Here is a 16,172-nt window from a genome sequence, read left to right as displayed (position 1 = left end):
CCGTGAAGTAGCGTTGTCACGTGACCGCGCTCCGCTCGCCCCTGCACGATGAACACGTTGCGCTCGGCGCCACCCTCGTGGACTTCGCCGGCTGGGAGATGCCCGTGCGCTACACCGGCGACATCGCGGAGCACACCGCGGTGCGCACGTCTGCCGGCCTCTTCGACTTGTCCCACATGGGAGAGATTGCGGTGCGCGGAGATGACGCCGTCGCGTTCCTCGAGTACGCGCTCATTGGGCGCTTGGGGGCGGTGGGTCTTGGGCGCGCCAAGTACACGATGATGTGCGCTCCCGATGGCGGTGTCATCGACGACCTTGTGGTCTACCGCAGGGACTGGGACCACTTTGTGATCGTGGCGAACGCCTCGAACAAGGACGTGGTGCTTGGCGAACTTGAGGGGCGCTCCGTTGGCTTCGCTGTGGACGTCGAGGACGAATCGGCCCAGGTGGCGCTCATCGCGGTTCAGGGCCCGCGCTCGGAGGCGATCGTCACCGCGATGACGGCGCGCGACGCCGACAACATTGGCCCGCTGCCGTACTACGCGGCCACCAACGTGGTGCTCACCGGGGACATTCACGCGTTCGTGGCGCGCACTGGGTACACGGGCGAGGACGGCTTCGAGCTGTTCGTGGCCGCGGCCGATGCCGTGGACGTGTGGCGATTGGCGCTCGCGGTTGGGGGCGACGCGATCACCCCGTGCGGGCTGTCGTCACGCGACACCCTGCGCCTTGAGGCTGGAATGCCTCTCTACGGGCAAGAACTCACCAGGGACACCACCCCTTTTGACGCTGGCCTTGGCCGCGTCGTCGCCCTCGGCACCGAGGCGAACCCGCGCGGCGACTTCGTTGGCAGGGGCGCCTTGGAGGCCGCCAAGGGCGCGCCGCCCGCGCGTGTGCTTGTTGGGCTGGTTGGCGACGGCCGCCGTTCCCCGCGCACGGGCTACAAGGTGACCGACGCTGAGGGTGCCGTGATCGGTGAGGTCACCTCTGGGGCGCCGAGCCCCACGCTTGGGCGGCCCATAGGGATGGCCTACGTGGACGCGGCAGCGAGCGAAGTGGGCACCGAGGTGCTCATCGATGTTCGCGGCAGGGGTGAACCCATGACGGTGGCCGCGTTACCTTTGTACAAGCGGGCGTGACGAGAGAAAAGGCAGGGTTGGCGATGGCGAACGTTCCCGAGGATCTGCAGTACTCGGCGGAGCACGAGTGGGTTGACGGCGACGCGGAGCCGGGTGGCGAGGTCACCATTGGCATCACCGAGCACGCGGCCGACGCTCTTGGCGACATCGTCTACGTGGAGGCACCCGCTGTGGGCACCACGGTCACCGCGGGCGAGGTCTGCGGCGAACTCGAGTCCACGAAGGCCGTGAGCGAGCTCTACTCGCCGGTCACCGGAACCGTCATCGCGATCAATGACGAGCTCGCCTCCGCCCCGGAAAGCATCAACAGCGACCCGTTCGGCACGGGCTGGATTTTCAAGGTGGCGGTGACCGAGGACCCAACAGAGTTGCTCGACGCCGCCGCGTACGGGGACCTCACGGCGTAGGCCATGGGCGCCGACGGCGGCACGCGACTGGTGGTGGCAGCGGCCATCACCGATTCCCTTGAGGCGCCGCGCGTGCTGCTCGCAGCGCGCCGCACCGAGCCGCAGGCGCTTGCTGGCCTGTGGGAGTTTCCCGGCGGCAAGGTGGAGCGTGGAGAAACCCCTGAGCGCGCGCTTCGTCGCGAGCTGCGCGAGGAACTCGGTGTGGAGGTGGCTCTCGGCGACGAGATCCTGGGCCCCGACGGCGGTGACGACTACGGCTGCGACGGCCCCGTGTGGATGCTCCGGCCCGGAGACGTCGAGGGCGTGAGGCTCGTGATGCGCATCTGGTGGGCTACCGTTGCCCCTGGTATGGACGGCGTCACGCCCGAACCGAGGCCCCTAGAGGACCACGACCAGGTGCGCTGGCTCGAGCCCGGCGCATGGCGAGACGTGGCCTGGCTGCCGGCCGACAAGCGCATCGTCGAGGCGCTCATCGAGGACGCCGTGGAGCGCCACCGCAGGGCGTACTGCTGATGACTTCGGGCGTGTCTCGGCGAGCTTGCTTGCATTGTCAGCGGCAGCTGTTAAGCTCGAACACATGTTCAGCTATGTAGACCTGTTTGCCGGCGTCGGCGGCTTCCACGCGGCGCTTAGTGCTCTCGGCGGAGAGTGCGTTTTCGCCTCCGAGATCGATGAGGCGGCCAAGCGCGTATACGAGCGGAACTGGGGGATGGAAGTTGCGGGGGACATCATCCCGCTTACAGAGGGCCAGATGGCCGTGCCCGGGCATGACGTCTTGGCGGCGGGTTTTCCGTGTCAGCCCTTCTCGAAGAGCGGCTTCCAGCGCGGCATGGAGGAGACTCGCGGAACTCTGTTCTGGAACATCTGCCGGGTGCTAGAGGAGCGCAAGCCCGCGGTCATCCTCCTCGAGAATGTCCGCAACCTCGCAGGTCCGCGGCATCGGGACACATGGGAGACGATTGTCACGACGCTACGCGACCTCGGCTACAAGGTGTCGGGGGTTCCAACCGTCTTCTCCCCGCACAACCTTTCGCCTGAATTAGGTGGCCGACCCCAGACGCGCGACCGCGTCTTCATCACCGGCACCTATGTTGGACGGGCTCGTGCTTGGGCGGAATCGGTCGACGAACCACTCATCCCAAACCAGCCTGTCAAGGGTTGGAGTCCACTCGCGTGGGATCTCGAGCGAGACCTGCCACTTCAGACGGATCCGGCAGCCAGAGCCGAGTATGGCCTCACCAGTGTTGAGACCGAGTGGATCAACATCTGGGACGAGTTCATTCAGGCGGTACGTCCTCGCATCCCCGGCAACCGCTTGCCCGGTTTCCCGATCTGGGCAGATGCATTCGTCGCAGAGCCGGAGATGGAGGCTGATACACCCGAATGGAAGGCAGACTTCCTCCGCAAGAACAGCGATCTCTACCTCGACCACCGTCGTGTGATCGACGCTTGGTTGCAGCGGCACGACTACTTGCGCGACTTGCCAGCTTCTCGGCGGAAGTTGGAGTGGCAAGCCCAGGATGCGCCGACCCTTTGGGACACCGTGATGCACTTCCGTCCCTCTGGCATCCGCGCAAAGAAGCCCACTTATGTTCCGGCTCTTGTTGCGATCACGCAGACGAGCATCGTCGGAAAACTCGGTCGTAGGCTCACTCCTCGCGAGGCGGCCAGATTGCAGGGCCTTCCTGAGTGGTTTGACTTCGGGGACCAGCCCGACGCTGCTTCCTACAAGCAGATGGGTAATGGCGTCAATGTTGGCGCTGCGTATTTCATCCTGCGCGAGCACATACTCAGGGACATCGAGGATGTGCGTGCCGTCGCACCCGCTCTCGCCGACTCGGTCGTCGCGTCGGCGAGCAGTCCCGACCGCGTCTTAGCGTTGCTTGGTTCCGGAGTGACGCAACGCGCCTGAAGCGTTGTCTCTTAGTGGCGGTCTTCGAGTTTGGAGGTCTCCACGCCAAACCCGTTTGCGACGTGGAGCCAGTTGCTGATCGTTGACGGCTCTGCTTCTACGTGGCCCAGATACCGTGCATAGAGTTCGACGAAGCGCGCAATCGCTACGTTGGCGTTAAGGCCCGACCACACGACAGCATCTCGGACCATGTCGGCAGGGTTGGTCCACGTGAGCGAGATGACGCCACGCGACTCGAGCACTTCGTGCCAGCTAGGAAGCGGCGCTTGACGCTTGCTCTTTGCAGCGGCGCGGTCATTCACGAGTGCCCCATAGGCGACAACGCCCCCGCTTTCATACTCGCGGACATCCGCGGCGAACTGATCAATCCACTCGGGTTCCGTCACCTTCTGCTTGGCCTCGGCGAACAATGCTCGCTGCACTCCATCCGCGCCGACCACCGACACTCGCACATCGCCCGGTTGGCCGCGACTCGGGTCGTTGACGCTGCGGGGCGTATCGACACTGTCGCCATGCACAAGCGCCAGAGCCGCCGCGACCATGGCTTGCGCGCGACGGCCGTTCTCCCCGTCGTCTAGGAGAAACTCCCCAAGGCTCGCGAAGAAGCGCTCTAGGTTGAGAGCACCTTCGGCCACGGTTGCGATGATCTCGCCACGTTGAGCATCGTCCGGCGTCGCATATAGGAATGACCGCAGCGCATCGCGCGCTTCCGCGACAGTCATCTCACCCACGGTGGCCATAAGTTCATAGGTTCGTTCGAGCACCGGGCGATTGGCCCCAGACACGTTCTCCCATTCTGGGCTTATGAAGCGCTTGCCTGTGAAGGGGCTGTTGTTGAATGGCTGGTTCTTGAGTTGACGAAGGTCGATTCTCCCTTGGGCGTGAGTCTGGATTGTTTGCCATAGGGAGGTCGCCGCGTATCCGCCATCGAGCGCACCGACCTGCAGACTCAGGGGGTTAGCGTGCAGATCCGTTGCACGGGCAACGAGGCCGCAGAGGACCGCTGCCAGGTAGGTCTTGGCGCCTTTCCACGCGAAGACCTCCTGCGCGATGTGGGCCCAATCGCTCGGGATGAACGCAGTATTCGCGCGGTCTGCATCTCGTTGAGCGAGGGCTGCCTCGATTGTCGCCTCGGCTTGTCGCAGGTTTAGGCGCCAGGTGTCGCTTCCCTCGGGAGAGTGTGCCATGCCGCGACGCTATCAGCCGGAGTGGCTAGTCAGGCCTTCAGCGCCACGCACCCCTTGATGTGATCGTTGACCAGGCCACACGCCTGCATCGACGCGTACATGGTGGTGGGCCCAACGAACACGAAGCCGCGCTGCTTGAGCGCCTTCGCGAGCGCCTTGGACTCATCCGTTGACGAGGGCACGTCGTGCCACGACAGCGGAGGCTTCTTGCGCGCGGGAGGCTGGAAGCTCCAGAACAGGTCGCTGAGGCTCTCGCCCGCGGCGTTCATCGTCACCACCGCTTGGGCGTTCGTGATGGCGGACGTGATCTTCTGACGGTTGCGGACGATTCCAGGGTTCTCGAGCAACCGCTCAATGTCCGCCCCCGTGAACTCGGCAACCGCGGCGGGGTCAAAGCCTGCGAAGGCCTCCCGGTAGCCCTCTCGCTTGCGCAGGATGGTGATCCAGGACAGCCCTGATTGCGCACCCTCAAGGACGATGCGTTCGTAGATGGCGGAGTCGCCGTGAACCGGCACTCCCCATTCGTGGTCGTGATACTCCTCGTAGAGAGGGTCCCCCGCGCCAAAGCAGCGGGTGAGGTCGTTGGTCTCGGTGATCATGCGGCCAGTCTGCCGCGCCCCTCCCACAGGGCGCCCACGAACAGGCGAGGTCTGGGGATAACTCATTGCAGCGTCGGGCCTGGGGACGCGTATTGTTTCCCACGCCATGACCATCCGCTCGCTGCTCGACGCCGCCCTCGCCGGGCAGGCGCGGCCGACGCTGTCCTATGAGCTCTTCCCTCCTCGCAGCCCCGCTGCCGAGGACACCCTGCTGCTCACGATGGGCCTGCTCGCGGCGACCAACCCGGACTTCATGTCGATCACGTATGGCGCGTCCGGCAGCACGCAGACCACCTCGCGCGCCGTGGTGCACGAACTTGCGCTTGCGCATACGATCCCACCGCTTGCGCACCTCACGTGCGTGGGGCAATCGCGAGCGGATCTCGTGGCCGTCATCGAGACGTATCTGGCCGACGGGGTGCGCGACTTTCTCGCTTTGCGCGGCGATCCTCCGCGCGGCCAGGCGGACTGGCAGCCGCACCCGGACGGCCTGCTTTACGCCTCGGAGCTGGTGGCGCTGCTCCGCGAGGTTGCCGCGGCGCACGGCGTGGACGTGTGCATTGGTGTCACCGCGTTCCCTGCGCAGCACGCGATCGAGCGGTGGCGCCAGCAGGGCCTTGATGTGCTCAAAGCCAAGCAGGATGCGGGTGCCGACTTCGCCATCACCCAGGTGTTCTACGAGGTAGATCAGTACTCGGCGCTCGTCGACGACGCCCGCGCGCAGGGAATCGACATCCCTGTTGTCCCCGAGGTCATGCCGCTCGTTTCCGCCCGCCGCGCAACGCGCGCTCAAGAACTGACGGGCGTGCCCACGCCCGCGGAACTCATGACCGCGCTCGAGATCGCGGAGAGTGACGATCACGCGCGCGCGGCGGGAGTGGAGCACGCGGCCGCGCTGTCGCGGGACCTGCTCGCGGCCGGCGCCCCCGGCATCCACATCATTACCTTCAACCGCCACGAGGCGGCGTTGGAGTTGGTGCGCGCGCTGCGCCCGTGACGCTTATGCTGCGCGCAGCATGACCGGGCTACTTCTGCCGCAACTCCACGGGCACTCCGGCCTCAACGGTCCGTGACACCGTGCACGTGCGATCGTGAGCGGCCTTCAGCGCCGCACCGACGCGCGCTCGCGCCTTGTCCCCATCGGCCCCCTCGGGGAACTCCAGGTCAAACTCCGCCACGATGTTGCGAAGGATCGCAGGGGTGTCCCCGCCCACCTTGTCCGCAGAAGCGGTGACGTCAAAGCGAGACGGCTCCGAGCGTCGGGACGTCATCATGTCCACATCCGTAGCCGAGCACCCGGCGATCGCCACGAGCAGCAGCTCTACCGCGGTGAAGGTGTCCTCCGTGTTGTAGCCAAACCGCAGTTCGGCGCCCGCTGAATTGCGCGCCACGTAGACGCCCTCCGCCTCGCGGGTGAGCGTAATCGACTTCTGAGCAACCTCTTCCATGCCTCCATCGTCGCACGCGCTCAAAGCCGCCACTTTCCCCGTTCACGCTCAACCGCTAGAATCGCGACCACGAATGCGGCGCCACTGACGGCGTCGATCAAGCGCAATGGCGAGCCCGCCGCGCACACACCCTCATGAGGAACCATGACTGAGCTCAACAACGCCCCTGCCCCTGCGCCCGCCTTCCCCGGCGGCACCATCCTCGGTTACCCGCGCATCGGCCGAATGCGTGAGCTCAAGAAGGCGCTTGAGTCGTTCTGGAAGGGCGCCATCAGCGAGGCGGAACTCGAGTCTGCCGCCGCTGCGCTGCGGGCGGAGAACCGTGCGCGCCTCGCCGAGCTTGGCCTTGGCAAGGACGACTCCTCGATCCCAAGCAACTTCTCCTTCTACGACCACGTTCTTGACGCGGCCGTGACGTTCGGCGCGGTCCCCACGCGCTTCGCGAACCTTCGCCAGGACGACGGCTCGGTCACCTTGGGTGGCTACAGCACCATCGCGCGTGGCGAGGGGGCAAAGGCTCCGCTCGAAATGACCAAGTGGTTTGACTCCAACTACCACTACCTCGTTCCGGAGATCGGCCCCGAGACCGAGTTCTCGCTGTCCAGCACGCGCTGGGTTGACGAGTTCCTTGAGGCCAAGGCGGCGGGCTTCCTGACGCGCCCTGTCATCACGGGCCCGCTCACGTTCCTGTACCTCGCGAAGCCTTCCGACGACGCTCCCACGGGCTTCCTGCCCATCGAGCGCCTCGCCGACCTCGTCGCCGTCTACGCCGAGCTGCTCGGCAAACTGGCCGACGCTGGGGCTGAGTGGGTGCAGATCGACGAGCCCGTGCTGGTTGCGGACATCGACGCCGACCGCGCCGAGGTACTCGCCAACGCCAAGGCCGTGTACGAGGGCTTTGTGGCGCTCGCGAACCGTCCCAAGCTGCTCGTTGCGGCTCCGTACAACTCGCTCGACGACGCCCTTCCGGTGCTCGTGGACGCGGGCGTTGACGCCATCGCGATCGACCTCGTGCGTGGAGCGGTTCCTGCCGCGGTTGCGCAGGGAACGCAGATCGTTGCCGGCGTTGTCGACGGCCACAACATCTGGCGCACAGACCTCGACGCCGCGCTCACCAAGGTGGCCGCGGTCGAGGCCCTCGGCGCCATCGTGTCCGTTGGCACCTCGACGTCGCTCTTCCACGTCCCCCATACCCTCAAGGGTGAGGAGCACCTCGGCGAGGAGCTGCTGTCGTGGCTTGCCTTCGCCGACCAAAAGGTGACGGAGGTTGCGGTACTTGCCGCAGCGTCGGGCACGGGAGACGTGAGCGAGGCCCTCAGCGAGGCACGCGAGGCCCTTGCCAGCCGCAAGGCGCACGCGGGCACCAACAAGGCCGAGGTGCGTGCGGCGCTCGACGCCGTGACGGACGCGGACCTCAAGCGCTCTCCGTACGCGCAGCGCGTGGCCGCGCAGGACGCTCGCTTCCACCTTCCCGAGCTTGCGACCACCACGATCGGCTCGTTCCCGCAGACCCCCGAGATCCGCAAGGCTCGCGCCGCGTGGGCCAAGGGCGAGCTCGACGACGCGGGCTACGAGGACGCGATGAAGGCCGAGATCGCCTCCGTGATCGAGCTCCAGGAGCAGCTTGGTCTTGACGTGCTGGTGCACGGCGAGGCGGAGCGCAACGACATGGTGCAGTACTTCGCGGAGCTGCTCGACGGCTTCGACGTGACGGTCAACGGCTGGGTGCAGTCGTACGGCTCGCGTTGCACGCGCCCGTCGATCCTGTGGGGCGACGTGACGCGCCCGGAGCCCATGACGGTGCGGTGGGCGCAGTACGCGCAGTCGCTCTCGGACAAGCCCGTCAAGGGCATGCTCACCGGGCCGGTGACGATCCTGGCGTGGTCCTTCGTTCGCGATGACCAGCCGCTTGGCGCGACGGCAAACCAGGTTGCCCTGGCGCTGCGCGAAGAAATCGCCGACCTCGAAGCCGCTGGTATTGGAATCATCCAGGTGGACGAGCCGGCCCTGCGCGAGCTGCTCCCGCTCAAGAAGAAGGACCAGGCTGCCTACCTCAAGTGGTCCGTGGACTCGTTCCTGCTCGCGACCTCCGGAGCGGCCGACGACACCCAGGTGCACACGCACCTGTGCTACTCGGAGTTCGGCGAGATCATCGACGCGATCGACGGCCTTGGTGCCGACGTGACCTCAATCGAGGCCGCGCGCTCGCGCATGGAGGTGCTGCCGGCGATCCGCAACCACGGCTACGAGCGCCAGATTGGGCCGGGCGTGTGGGACATCCACTCGCCGCGCGTGCCCTCGACGCAAGAGATCACCGAGCTGCTCGAGCTCGCCAAGGAGTCCATCCCCGGCAAGCAGCTGTGGGTCAACCCCGACTGCGGCCTCAAGACGCGCGCCTACCCGGAGACGAAGGCGACGCTCGAGAACCTCATTGAGGCAACCCGCGCAGTGCGCTAAGAGCCGGCGCGCAGCACCTCGATCACGGCGAAGGTCATGCCCATCTCTTTGAAGAGTTCGGGCTTGGCCAGGGGATCGAATGCGTCGCCAACGTACACGCGCACCTCGTTTCCGCTCGAGGTTTCCGGGTTGATGCGCAACCCGCTGACCACGAGATCGGCGTTCACGCCGTCGGCAACGGCCGTGCGCTCGTAGTTCTGCTCCGTGTAGAACGTGAGGTCCTCGCGGGGCACCACCACGCGAATCCACTCGTCGCCGTACGCGGCCGGGTCCACCTCGATGATCGTTCCCGCGTTCATCGAGGGGTCTCCCGCCGCCGCCCCGGAACCGAACAGCGTGAGCTCAAGGTTGACCTTGCCACCGTCCAGTTCGCTCAGCTGATCCGCGGTGAGCAGGTCGCCGTAGGCGGCCTCGTAGTCCGCGGGCTGGGGAATCGAGGAGGTTGCGGCGTCCAGACGCATCTCGAGCACGATCGCGTCCACCGCGCCAAAGGTCAGCCCATCGCTCGCGAACTGCGACTCGATGCCGTTCGCGTGCTGCTGATCCCAGTCGTAGGTCTTCTTGGCGAGCACCACAGGCAAGGTCTTCGCGTTGCCGCACGTAGCGTCGGGCAGGTAGTTCTTCGCCGTGATCGCGTACTGGCTTGGCTCAAGCGCCACGGTCTCAAACGAGCCGACGCCGTTGATGTGGTTCCATCCGCCCACGCGGTACAGGTCGTCGGAGAGCACCACCACGGCGGTGGGGTCGTGCGCGTCGGCGCCGCAGTCGATGGTGGTTATCCCCGGGGCAAAGACAACGCCCGACGGCATGGTCGCCGTGGCCTCAACGCTCGGCAGGGCGGTGGGCGCCGAGCACCCGGCAACAGCGAGCAGGGAGGCCGTGACAAGGGCGAGGCGACGATGCATGCGCGCTAGCGTGGCAGACCGCTCCCGCTAGTGGGGAGACAACACCCCAATGATGTTGCCTTCCGTGTCGCGGAAGCGCCCCCAGTAGCCCTGAGTGGCCGCCACCGGTTGCTTGGGTTCTACGATCTCGCCGCCAGCGGGGACAACGCGATCAAGCATGACCTGGAGGTCATCTCCGCCACTGATGTAGATGACGATCCCATCGGGTGAGGGGCTCCAATCCGGGCCATGGGCGATAGAGCCAACCACACCGTCGGGCCCCGAAAGCAGGGACTTTGGCTGACCGTCGCCGATGTCTTCAGGGGTAGTGGTGACGCCGAGCACGGCCTCGTAGAAGGCGGTGGCCCTCTTCAGGTCCAACGCGGGAATTTCAAAAAGATGATCACGGTGCCTCCCGAGCCCCACGGTAGTGGGAAGGGGGCCGCGCGGGACGAAAAAGCGGGCCCGGCCTCTCGGCCGGACCCGCTGGTCTCGTGCGATGTTACGGACACTGCCCGTCGGCAAAGCCCCCCGTTGCGGAGTACATCAACCCTGGATCGGCGGACTTGCGTCCACCAGGGTGAGTGACGTCGATGCACCAATCCAGTGGCGACGTCCCCGAGATGCCCCCAAGAACCACGCCGTCAGAGGCGGAAACCACCTCTTTGCCATTCACCAAATAGTTGCCATCGACAACCGCAACCGTGGGAATTTCATCGGTTGAGGAGATGGCACCCATGACGAATGTAACGAGATTCTTTAGGTCGGACTCTGCCGCCGCGTCATACGCGCTTGCCCTCTGATTCATGAAGACAGGAACGGAAATAGCGGCGAGGATTCCAATAATGATGATGACGACCAACAGCTCAACGAGCGTGAAGCCTTCATCGGATCCCCGCCGTGAGGTGGGGGTATTCATTGGGCTTACCTTCTGTTCAATTTTCCGGCGTCGCCGGGTCACGGCAAAAGGGCTTGTGGCCAGCGCCGTGACGCGCTCATTGTGGATCCGGCCGCTGATTCAGCGCAATGGGGAGCGGTAATATCTCACACTTGCCGTTCACGATTTCGCATTCGGGCCGCTCTGGGGCTAGTGAGCGAGCGGCAACTGCCAATACCCAACGTCAAGCCAGCGGCCAAACTTGCGGCCCACGTCCACAATGGTGCCGGTGTGACGGAACCCCACGGCCTCGTGCAGCGCCACGGACGCATCGTTGGGGAGCGCGATGAGGGCCACGATCGAGCGCACGGGCGCGTGCGGGCCGGCGTCGAGTTCTCGCACTGCGCGGATCAGATCCGCGTACAGGACCTTGCCAACCCCTCGCCCTACGGCGCCGGGGTCCACGTAGACCGAGCACGTCACGGTGTGCACGTATGCGGCGCGCTCATGGAAAGGTGCCGCATACGCGAAGCCCTGCACGCCGTCGGCGTCCTCGAAGATCAGGAAGGGAAGGTCAGCGGCCTGCACCGCGGCGATCCGATTGGCCATGACGGCCTCGCCAATCGGCTCCACCTCAAACGTCGCGGTGTTGGTCTCGACGTAATGGTTGTAGATCTGACGAACTCGCTCGGCGTCAGCGATTGGTGCGGCGTCACGGAGCATGGACACCATTGTGGCGCTAGCCTTGCGATCGTGAGCACAGTTGCCAAGCCGTCCAGTTGGTCGGTGATCATCATGCTGGCGGCGGCGCAGTTCATCATGGTGCTCGACACCACCGTGATGAACGTGTCGATCTCTCAGGTAGTCGAGGATCTCGACACCACCGTGGTTGGCCTGCAATCCGCCATCACCATCTACACGCTCGTCATGGCTGCGTTCATGTTGCTCGGGGGCAAACTGGGGGACCGCTGGGGTGCCAAACGGGCGTTCGCGATCGGCCTCGTCATCTACGGAATCGGCTCGCTCACCACCGCGGTGTCGCCGGACCTCAAGACCTTACTCATTGGCTGGTCCCTCATCGAGGGCCTCGGCGCCGCCTTGGTGATTCCCTCCATCGCGGCGCTCGTCGCCTCCACCTACGAGGGCAAGCAGCGCGTGCTCGCCTACGGAGTGCTCGGCGGCGTCGCGGGCGCGTCCGCCGCCGCTGGTCCGCTCATTGGCGGGTGGGTGGGCACCCAGTGGACCTGGCGCTACGTGTTCGCCGGCGAAACCGTGGTCGTGGCCGTGCTGATGCTGTTCCTGTTCCTCATCCCCAAGACCATAGGTAAGCCCGGCAAGCTAGACATAGGCGGCGCGGCGTTGTCCATCGCCGGGCTCGGCCTTGGCGTTCTCGCAATCCTGCGATCTAGTCAGTGGGGATGGATTCTCCCTGGCCCCAAGGTGCCCGTGGTGAACGGCACCGAGCTGACACCGCTTGGATTGTCGCCCGTGATCTGGCTGCTGATTGCGTCATCGATCCTGCTCAGCGCGTTTGTGCGTCACGAGCAGCGCCTTGTGGAGCGCGGCGGAGAGCCGCTCGTGGACCTCTCGCTCCTCAAGATTCCCACCATGCGCGCCGGGTTGATCATGATGGCGGCCCAGCAGTTCATCATCATGGCAACGTTCTTTGTGCTTCCGCTGTACCTGCAAAGCGTGCTTGGGTTCGACGCCTTCAAGACCGGTGTGGCGATACTGCCGCTGTCGATCTCGCTGCTCGTCTTTGCGCTCGGCGGCGCGGCCCTGTCCGCGCGCATGCCCACCAGGCGAATCGTCCAGATAGGCATCGGGGCGATGCTGATCGGCGAGGTCATGATGCTCGCCATGATCGATCACGAACTCAAGGAGTGGGGCTTTGGCATGGGGCTCGCGCTCGTTGGCGCCGGGCTTGGGCTGCTCGCGAGCCAGTTGGGCAACGTCATCATGTCGTCTGCACCCAAGTCCAAATCCGGAGAGGCGGGCGGCCTCCAGGGAACGGCGCAGAACCTGGGGGCGTCGCTTGGCACCGCCCTGATCGGCGCGGTGCTGATCTCGGTACTGTCCACGAACTTCGCCACCACGGTCATGGATCAGCCCAACCTGTCTGCCGATTTGCAGCAAGAGGCGAGTGCCGCGCTCACCGCGAGCGCCAACTTCATTACTGTGGATCAGGTAACCGCTGCCGCGGAAGGCGCCGGCCTATCTGCTGAGGAGACAAGCGCCCTGGTAGATGCCTATTCGGAAGCTCAACTGGCGGCGCTCAAGGGAGCGCTCGCGGGAATTGCTCTGTTCGCGCTGCTTGCGCTTGCATACGTCCGACGCTTGCCCAAGCGAGCTCCCGACGGTACCTTCGCGCCAGAGGGGACGACCAGCTGAGGTCCCCTCGGAACGGGAGGGGCCGTGAAGGTGAAGGTTGCGGTGGGGATCGCATTGCTCGCATTGGTGATGAGCGGGTGCGGCAAAGAAGAGAAGACGAACATGGGCCCAACCCAGGCCCCTGTCGAGATCACCTCACAAGCGCAGCTCAATGGAACGGGACTGATCTAGCGCGTCACCGCTCGCGTCACGCCTTGTGTGGGAGGGCGTTTGAGCACGCCCGGAACGGGCAGCCTGTCTGCGTAGCGCATCAGCAGTGACCCGCCTATCGCGAGCACAAGCACGTACCCGGCGGCCACCGGGCCAAGTTGTGAGTGTGCGCCCGCGGCGGTGCCTAGTCCGGCGATGACGATCGAGAACTCGCCGTGCGGCACCAGGGACAACCCGGCTCGCCACTGGCCCTTGGGGCCAATGCCTGAGCGGCGAGCGGCCCACGCGCCCGTGCCCACCTTCGTCACGGCCGTGACCACGGCCAAGATCAGCACGGGACCGGCCACGGGAATGAGATCCCTTGGGTCGATCGTGATGCCGAAGAACACAAAGAAGATGCCACCAAAGACGTCCCGCAAGGGCGGCAGCAGCGCGCGTACCTGATCCGCGACCTGGCCAGAAAGCGTGAGTCCCAACAGGAACGCACCCACCGCGGCGGACACCTGCACGGCCTCCGCGAGCCCCGCAACGAGGAACGCCAGCCCCAGGACGCCCAACAGCAAGAGCTCTCGCGAATGTGACTGCACCAGGCGCGACACGTGCCGCGAGAACCGGAAAGAGATGAACAGCGCGGCAGCCACGGCGGCGATCGCGATCGCGGCCGCGGTGGCGCCCTGCGCAAGGCTCGCGCCAACGAGTAAGACCGCCATGATGGGCAAGTACAGCGCCATCACGATGTCTTCCATGACAAGCAGGCTGAGCACGGTGGGGGTCTCGCGGTTCGCGAGCCGATCAAAGTCATCGAGCAGCCGCGCCACGATCCCGGAGGACGACACATAGGTGACGCCGCCAAGCAGCAGCGACGCGGTAACCGACCAGCCAAGAATGAGGCCCATCGCAAAGCCGGGGGTGCCGTTGACTACCGCATCAACGATTCCCGCCTTCCACGTGGTGCGCAGTCCCACCTTGAGATCGTCAGGCGTGTACTCGAGGCCGAGCAACAACAGCAGCAGCACCACGCCAATCTGGGCGCCCACCTCGAGGAACTCCTCGCCGGCGTTGACCGGGATGAACCCACCCTCGCCCATGAGCACGCCAGCCAAGAGGTACAGCGGCACGGAAGGGATTCCCACGCGCGCCGCCACGCGGCCCACCACGGCGAGCACCAGGAACACCAGGCCCAACTCAATGAGCACCAAAGCCGCACCGCCATGGTCGGACTCAGCCACAGCGTCGGGCAGCGAAAGGGGCAGGGGAGTGCCAGGTAGCGGCGCGCCCCAGCCAACCATGGACTAACCCGTCAGGATGGCGCGGGCGCGGTCAACGGCGTCGTCGGAGCCCATGACGAGCACCGTGTCGCCGGCGGCGAACGTGAAATCCGGCTCCGGCCCCGGGATGGCGCGGTCATCACGGATGATCGCCACTACCGACGCGGAGGTGTGGGTGCGGATCTGGCCGTCGGCGATGCGCTTGCCCGTGAGGCCGCCGGAGACGGGCATCGTGACCCACTCGATTGCGAGCCCTTCAACCGTGTGCTTGAGCTCGTCGAGGCGAGCGGTGATCTGGGTGCCACCGAGCAGTTCGGCGACTTTGCCCGCGTCAGATTCGCTCAGCTCCAGGGTTCCCTTACACGAATCGGGGTCGTCGCGGTCATACAGCGCGATGTCGCGCTTGCCGTCTCGCCGCACGATGACGCCAACGTGGTCGCCACCCTCCGCCGTGAATTCGTAGCGCACGCCAACGCCGGGCAGCGGAGTCTCGAAGATCTCCATGCGCTTACTGTGCCACGCCGGTCACGCAGGTCACGCCGGTTACGCCTCAGAAACGAGATCGAGTTCGATGAGTCGCTCCCAAGCGATGCGCACCAGGAACGGATCGCCAAGCTCTATGAGCCGCAGCGCGCCAAGCAATTGCCAGCCGCGCACGCGCTGCGCTGTCTGGGCGGACTGCTCGCCGTACGCGTCGAGGAACCCGCTTAGCTGGGTGCTCGAGAACAGATTGGTGGCGTAGCCCACGTCCGCGGCGGGGTCGCCGCCGCCGAAGTTGTGCCAGATGAGGATGCCAACGAACGCCCCGCGATCGCTCAGCACCGCTCGGGGTTCGAGGTTGCCGTGGGTCCAGGTGCGGGCGTCCACGGGGGTGTCGGCGGCCGCTTGCCACATGGCGTTGGCTTTCGCGGCATCGAGCACGCGGTTCTCGGGAGCGCCCGACGCTGTGGTCGCCTCGAGCAGTCGGGTCCACTCGGGCTCGAGGGAGCGCAGGGTGGGCGCCGTGATGGGGCTGTCGGGAGCGTCGGTGCCGATGGGGGCGCCGTGGATCTGCCTCAGCGCGTCGCCCAGAGTGACAGCGGACTCGTCGTGCAAGGGCACGAACGCCGCCGTGGATCCAGAGAGCCACCGCACGAGGGTCCAGTGATACGGGAAGCCGTTGTCCGGCTCTCCGGTGGCGATGGGAGCCGAGTAGGGGAACGTCCAGGTGGGCAGCAGCGGCTCGAGGAGGTCGCTCACGCGCTCATAGAGGTAGTCCTTGCCTGGGACGGTGGGCATGAGCACGCCGTAGTCATCGCCGATGCGCACGGTGACGTGGTCATGCATCGTGTAGCGCCTGCCGATATCGCGGCCTGCAAGGGCCGGCATCTGGCCAAAGACCATCGCCGCCACTTGGTCGTCACTGGGCGCGAGTCGGCCGTCGTTTCCTCCCATGGCATCACAGTAGTCGGAG

At 65.7% G+C, this 16,172-nt stretch carries 18 protein-coding genes; 8 read left to right on the top strand and 10 right to left on the bottom strand.

Annotation, left to right across the window (positions count from 1 at the left end):
• Positions 1–20 precede the first annotated feature (20 nt).
• The 4 genes from gcvT to QM618_RS08130 all read left to right on the top strand — a co-directional run bounded on the left by gcvT (position 21) and on the right by QM618_RS08130 (position 3,458).
• Positions 21–1,139 carry a glycine cleavage system aminomethyltransferase GcvT gene (gene gcvT / locus QM618_RS08145; RefSeq protein ID WP_428096756.1) on the top strand — a complete coding sequence of 373 codons (1,119 nt, stop codon included), beginning with the start codon at positions 21–23 and terminating at the stop codon, positions 1,137–1,139.
• A 23-nt stretch (positions 1,140–1,162) separates the two neighbouring features.
• Positions 1,163–1,546, top strand: coding sequence for a glycine cleavage system protein GcvH (gcvH, locus tag QM618_RS08140; RefSeq protein ID WP_428097237.1), 384 nt, complete (start codon positions 1,163–1,165; stop codon positions 1,544–1,546).
• Between the two features lie 3 nt (positions 1,547–1,549).
• Positions 1,550–2,059: a (deoxy)nucleoside triphosphate pyrophosphohydrolase gene (locus QM618_RS08135; protein ID WP_428096752.1), complete on the top strand. Its 510-nt coding sequence runs from the start codon at positions 1,550–1,552 to the stop codon at positions 2,057–2,059.
• Between the two features lie 64 nt (positions 2,060–2,123).
• A complete protein-coding gene (locus QM618_RS08130) occupies positions 2,124–3,458 on the top strand; it encodes a DNA cytosine methyltransferase (RefSeq protein ID WP_428096749.1) in 1,335 nt (444 codons plus the stop codon).
• Between the two features lie 11 nt (positions 3,459–3,469).
• Here the strand turns inward: QM618_RS08130 and QM618_RS08125 are convergent, their stop codons facing one another.
• The gene (locus QM618_RS08125) at positions 3,470–4,645 is read right to left on the bottom strand and encodes a restriction endonuclease, SacI family (RefSeq protein WP_428096745.1); all 1,176 of its coding nucleotides are present in this window, start codon (positions 4,643–4,645) and stop codon (positions 3,470–3,472) included.
• A 29-nt stretch (positions 4,646–4,674) separates the two neighbouring features.
• A complete protein-coding gene (locus QM618_RS08120; RefSeq protein WP_428096740.1) occupies positions 4,675–5,244 on the bottom strand; it encodes a DNA-3-methyladenine glycosylase I in 570 nt (189 codons plus the stop codon).
• 106 nt (positions 5,245–5,350) lie between these two features.
• On the opposite strand from QM618_RS08120, the gene QM618_RS08115 reads away from it, so the two are divergent.
• The gene (locus QM618_RS08115; protein WP_428096737.1) at positions 5,351–6,241 is read left to right on the top strand and encodes a methylenetetrahydrofolate reductase; all 891 of its coding nucleotides are present in this window, start codon (positions 5,351–5,353) and stop codon (positions 6,239–6,241) included.
• Between the two features lie 28 nt (positions 6,242–6,269).
• On the opposite strand, the gene QM618_RS08110 is transcribed toward QM618_RS08115, so the two are convergent.
• The gene (locus tag QM618_RS08110; protein WP_428096734.1) at positions 6,270–6,692 is read right to left on the bottom strand and encodes an OsmC family protein; all 423 of its coding nucleotides are present in this window, start codon (positions 6,690–6,692) and stop codon (positions 6,270–6,272) included.
• A 144-nt stretch (positions 6,693–6,836) separates the two neighbouring features.
• Between QM618_RS08110 and metE the strand changes: the two genes are divergently transcribed.
• Positions 6,837–9,149 carry a 5-methyltetrahydropteroyltriglutamate--homocysteine S-methyltransferase gene (gene metE / locus QM618_RS08105; protein WP_428096730.1) on the top strand — a complete coding sequence of 771 codons (2,313 nt, stop codon included), beginning with the start codon at positions 6,837–6,839 and terminating at the stop codon, positions 9,147–9,149.
• On the opposite strand, the gene QM618_RS08100 is transcribed toward metE, so the two are convergent.
• The 4 genes from QM618_RS08100 to QM618_RS08085 form a co-directional block, all read right to left on the bottom strand.
• A complete protein-coding gene (locus QM618_RS08100) occupies positions 9,146–10,054 on the bottom strand; it encodes a hypothetical protein (protein WP_428096725.1) in 909 nt (302 codons plus the stop codon). The genes metE and QM618_RS08100 overlap by 4 nt on opposite strands.
• Before the next feature lie 27 nt (positions 10,055–10,081).
• The gene (locus QM618_RS08095) at positions 10,082–10,414 is read right to left on the bottom strand and encodes a VOC family protein (RefSeq protein WP_428096721.1); all 333 of its coding nucleotides are present in this window, start codon (positions 10,412–10,414) and stop codon (positions 10,082–10,084) included.
• Positions 10,415–10,535: 121 nt separating this feature from the next.
• The gene (locus QM618_RS08090; RefSeq protein WP_428096717.1) at positions 10,536–10,952 is read right to left on the bottom strand and encodes a prepilin-type N-terminal cleavage/methylation domain-containing protein; all 417 of its coding nucleotides are present in this window, start codon (positions 10,950–10,952) and stop codon (positions 10,536–10,538) included.
• Positions 10,953–11,120: 168 nt separating this feature from the next.
• Positions 11,121–11,633: an N-acetyltransferase family protein gene (locus QM618_RS08085; RefSeq protein WP_428096714.1), complete on the bottom strand. Its 513-nt coding sequence runs from the start codon at positions 11,631–11,633 to the stop codon at positions 11,121–11,123.
• Between the two features lie 30 nt (positions 11,634–11,663).
• Here QM618_RS08085 and QM618_RS08080 point away from each other — a divergent pair, with 30 nt between their 5' ends.
• Positions 11,664–13,301 (top strand): MFS transporter, encoded by a 1,638-nt coding sequence (locus QM618_RS08080; protein WP_428096711.1) that lies wholly within the window; start codon positions 11,664–11,666, stop codon positions 13,299–13,301.
• A gap of 24 nt (positions 13,302–13,325) precedes the next feature.
• On the top strand, positions 13,326–13,472 hold the full coding sequence (locus QM618_RS08075) for a hypothetical protein (RefSeq protein WP_428096708.1): 147 nt from the start codon (positions 13,326–13,328) through the stop codon (positions 13,470–13,472).
• Here the strand turns inward: QM618_RS08075 and QM618_RS08070 are convergent.
• The 3 genes from QM618_RS08070 to QM618_RS08060 are packed head-to-tail and all read right to left on the bottom strand — an operon-like array spanning position 13,469 to position 16,153.
• On the bottom strand, positions 13,469–14,740 hold the full coding sequence (locus QM618_RS08070) for a cation:proton antiporter (protein WP_428096704.1): 1,272 nt from the start codon (positions 14,738–14,740) through the stop codon (positions 13,469–13,471). The two genes, QM618_RS08075 and QM618_RS08070, sit on opposite strands and share 4 nt — an antisense overlap.
• A 3-nt stretch (positions 14,741–14,743) precedes the next feature.
• A complete protein-coding gene (locus tag QM618_RS08065) occupies positions 14,744–15,223 on the bottom strand; it encodes a cation:proton antiporter regulatory subunit (RefSeq protein WP_428096701.1) in 480 nt (159 codons plus the stop codon).
• Between the two features lie 39 nt (positions 15,224–15,262).
• Complete coding sequence (locus tag QM618_RS08060) at positions 15,263–16,153, bottom strand: phosphotransferase (RefSeq protein WP_428096699.1); 891 nt, start codon at positions 16,151–16,153, stop codon at positions 15,263–15,265.
• Between the last annotated feature and the right edge of the window lie 19 nt (positions 16,154–16,172).

The sequence above is a fragment of the Demequina sp. genome, assembly GCF_049841215.1.
Taxonomy (GTDB): domain Bacteria; phylum Actinomycetota; class Actinomycetes; order Actinomycetales; family Demequinaceae; genus Demequina.
Note: the sequence above shows the minus strand (reverse complement) of the source record. Positions and strands in the feature narration are given on the sequence as shown.